Here is a 3,911-nt window from a genome sequence, read left to right on the forward strand (position 1 = left end):
ACCCGGATCCTGGTGACCGGCGGCGCCGGCTTCATCGGCTCGCACTACGTGCGTACGCTGCTCGGCCCCCAGGGCCCCGGCGACGTCGCGATCACCGTCCTGGACAAGCTGACGTACGCGGGCAACCCGGCCAACCTCGACGAGGTGCGCGCGCACCCCGGGTTCGCCTTCGTGCAGGGCGACATCTGCGACCCGGAGCTGGTCGGCAAGCTGATGGCCGAGCACGACCAGGTCGTGCACTTCGCGGCCGAGTCGCACGTCGACCGCTCCATCGACGGCGGCGCGGAGTTCGTCCGCACGAACGTGGTCGGCACCCACACGCTCATCGACGCGGCGCACCGGGCCGGCATCGAGACCTTCGTGCACATCTCCACCGACGAGGTCTACGGCTCGATCGACGAGGGCTCCTGGCCCGAGACCCACCCGCTGCAGCCCAACTCGCCCTACTCCTCGGCGAAGGCCTCCAGCGACCTGATCGCGCTGTCCTACCACCGCACCCACGGCCTGGACGTCCGCGTCACCCGCTGCTCCAACAACTACGGGCACCACCACTTCCCCGAGAAGGTCATCCCGCTCTTCGTCACCAACCTCCTCGACGGCAAGAAGGTCCCGCTGTACGGCGACGGCGGCAACGTCCGCGACTGGCTGCACATCGACGACCACGTCCAGGGCATCGAGCTGGTCCGCACCAAGGGCCGCGCGGGCGAGGTCTACAACATCGGCGGCGGCACCGAGCTCTCCAACCGGGAACTCACCGAGCTGCTGCTGGAGGCGTGCGGCGCCGACTGGGAGACCAGCGTCGAGTACGTCGAGGACCGCAAGGGCCACGACCGCCGCTACTCCGTCGACTGCACGAAGATCAGCGAGGAACTGGGCTACGCACCGCGCAAGGACTTCCGCGAGGGCCTCGCCGAGACCGTCCAGTGGTACCGGGACAACCGCGACTGGTGGGAGCCGCTGAAGGAGCGTGCGGCGCTGCGCTGACGCGCCCCGCCCCCTGCGGGCCCGGGACCGTTCCGGGCCCGCTCCGGCATTCCCGCGCGCCCGGCTCCCGACGGTGGCCCGCGCCATCCGGCACAGAGGACGAGAAGAGGAACGAACCCGATGAAGGAACAGGCAGACGCCCCGGCCGGCTGGCTGGTCACCGGGGCGGGCGGCATGCTCGGCCAGGACGTGCTGGCCCGGCTGGCCGTAGCGGGCGAGCGGACCACCGCCCTGGACCGGGCGGCGCTGGACCTCACGGACGCGGACGCCGTACGGCGGGCGCTCCAGCGCCACCGGCCCGCCGTGGTCGTCAACTGCGCGGCCTGGACCGCCGTGGACGACGCCGAGACCCGCGAGGCCGAGGCGCTCGCGATCAACGGCGACGGCCCGGCCCACCTGGCCGACGCCTGCGCCCGCACCGGCGCCGTCCTGCTCCACGTCTCCACCGACTACGTCTTCGCCGGCGACGCCACCGCGCCGTACGCCGAGGACGCCCCCACCGCCCCGCGCAGCGCCTACGGCCGCACCAAGCTCGCCGGCGAGCAGGCCGTCCTGAGCACCCTCCCGGACCGCGGCTACGTCGTCCGCACCGCCTGGCTGTACGGCGCGGGCGGCCCCAACTTCGTCCGCACCATGATCCGTCTGGAGGGGCAGCGCGAGACCCTGGACGTCGTGGACGACCAGCGCGGCCAGCCCACCTGGAGCGCCGACCTGGCCGGTCTGCTGCTGGCGCTGGGGCGCGCGGCCCTGGCCGGTACCGCCCCCGCGGGCGTCTACCACGGCACCAGCTCCGGCGAGACCACCTGGTACGGCTTCACCCGGGAGATCTTCCGCCTGCTCGGCGCCGACCCGGACCGGGTCCGTCCCACCACCAGCGAAGCGTTCGTCCGCCCCGCCCCGCGCCCGGCCTACAGCGTGCTCGGCCACGAGCGCTTCGCCGCGGCCGGCATCGAGCCGCTGCGCGACTGGCGCGAGGCGCTCACCGAGGCGTTCCCGGAGATCCACCGGAGCCACGAGAAGGAGAACCCGGCGTGACAGTCAAGGTCAGCGTCGTCATCGCGGTCTACAACCCGGGCAAGTACGTCGAGGACTGCGTCACGGGACTGCTGCGGCAGAGCCTTCCCCCCGACGAGTTCGAGGTCTTCTTCGTCGACGACGGCTCCACCGACGAGACCCCCGCCCGGCTGGACCGGCTGGCGGCCGAGCACCCCCACATCCACGTCATCCACCAGGAGGCCTCCGGCTGGTCCGGCAAGCCCCGCAACACCGGCATCGACGCCGCCCGGGGCGAGTACGTCATGTTCGTCGACCACGACGACTGGCTCGGCGACGAGGCACTGGAGCGGATGTACGACTACGGCAAGGCGAACGACGCCGACGTGGTCGTGGGGAAGATGGCGGGCATCGGCCGCCCGGTCCCGCAGGAGCTGTTCCGGGTCAACCGGCCGCGCGCGACGGTGGAGAACGCGCCGCTGATCGACAGCCTCACCCCGCACAAGATGTTCCGGCGGGAGTTCCTCGAACAGCACGGCATGCGCTTCAAGGAGGGCCGCCGCCGGCTGGAGGACCACGTCTTCGTCGTCGAGGCCTACCTGCGGGCCAGGAGCGTCGCCGTCCTCGGCGACTACCTGTGCTACTACCACATCACCCGCGACGACGGCTCCAACGCCGGCTTCCAGCGCTTCGACCCGGTCGGCTACTTCAAGAACCTCCGCGAGGCCCTCGACGTGGTCGAGGAGCTCACCGAGCCCGGCCCGCTGCGCGACAAGCTGTTCAGCCGCTGGCTGCGCAACGAGATGGTCGAGCGGCTGCGCGGCAACCGGCTGCTCAAGCTCCCCGAGGACTACGCCGAGGAGCTGTACCGCGAGATCCGCGGTGTGATCACCGAGCGTTTCGGCCCGGGCGTGTTCGCCCGGGTCGCCCCCACCCAGCGGGTGGTGGCCGGGCTGATCGCCGCCGACCACTACCAGGACGTCCGCGCCCTCGCCCAGTGGGAGGCCGGGATCAGGCCCACCGGCACCCTGGACTCCCTGGCCTGGGAGGACGGCGTCCTGAACATCGGCTTCACCTCCGAGTACCAGGTCGACGGCGAGCCGATGACCTTCCGCCGGGAGGGCGGGCGCGACCTGCTCGGCCTGCCGCTGTCCGACCGCGCGCTCGAGACGCTGGCGGGACAGGGCATCGCCCTGGACGCCCCGGTCGACAAGAGCGACGTGGACCTGGTGGTCCGCCACCGCGAGGACGCCAGGCAGTACTACCTCCCGGTCACGTGCGAACGGCACCGCCTGGACGCGGGGGACGGCTCCTTCCGCCAGCGGATCACCGCGCGCGCCGTCCTCGACCCGGAGACCGCGGCCGCGGGCAAGCCCCTGGACAAGGGAATCTGGGACCTGCACCTGCGCATCAAGTCCTGCGGCTGGAGCAAGGAGACCCGGCTCGGCGCGGTGCGCGGCGAGGACGTGGAGGCCGGGCGGCTGGCCGCGCTCACCGGTGAGCCGAGGCGGCTGGTCCTGCCGTACTGGACCGACGGGCCGGGCAACCTCTCCCTCGACGTCGACCAGCACACCAACAAGCTGGAGCGCGAGGCGGTGGCCCTGATGGACCCGGCCGAGGCCGTGGTCGACGGATCCGCCGTACGGCTGCCGCTGCCGCTGCACGTCGCGGCGGACACCGGGGACCCGGTGCGGCTCCGCTTCGAGCGCAAGAACGTGGGCAAGTTCCCGGCCGACGCCGTGGTGGACGGCCGCACGGTGAGCGCCACGCTGCCGCTGGAGGAGCTCACCGGCAAGCGCTGGGCCGTCCGGATCGGCGTGCCGTCCGCCGGCCGCGGCGAGGCGAAGTGGACCCGGCTCCCGGTCGACGTGGTGGTCGCCGCGGACGGCACCGCCCGGGTGATCGACCGGCACACCCCGCCCGCCGCGCAGGAG

General features: G+C 72.7%; 3 protein-coding genes. All 3 read left to right on the forward strand.

Features of this window, described 5'->3' with window-relative positions:
- Positions 1 to 984 (forward strand): dTDP-glucose 4,6-dehydratase (gene rfbB, locus B7L92_RS37285; RefSeq protein WP_107501735.1); only part of this gene is annotated, 984 nt, incomplete at its 5' end.
- A 120-nt stretch (positions 985 to 1,104) separates the two neighbouring features.
- On the forward strand, positions 1,105 to 2,019 hold the full coding sequence (gene rfbD / locus B7L92_RS37290) for a dTDP-4-dehydrorhamnose reductase (RefSeq protein ID WP_081241553.1): 915 nt from the start codon (positions 1,105 to 1,107) through the stop codon (positions 2,017 to 2,019).
- Positions 2,016 to 3,911 (forward strand): glycosyltransferase family 2 protein (locus B7L92_RS37295; RefSeq protein ID WP_081241554.1); only part of this gene is annotated, 1,896 nt, incomplete at its 3' end. The genes rfbD and B7L92_RS37295, both read left to right, overlap by 4 nt.

The sequence above is a fragment of the Streptomyces viridosporus genome, from assembly GCF_002078235.1.
Lineage (GTDB): Bacteria > Actinomycetota > Actinomycetes > Streptomycetales > Streptomycetaceae > Streptomyces > Streptomyces viridosporus.

Coding starts and splice junctions, on each gene's coding strand:
- rfbD (WP_081241553.1), top strand. CDS start 1,105: ATGAAGGAACAGGCAGACGCCCCGGCCGGCTGGCTGGTCACCGGGGCG.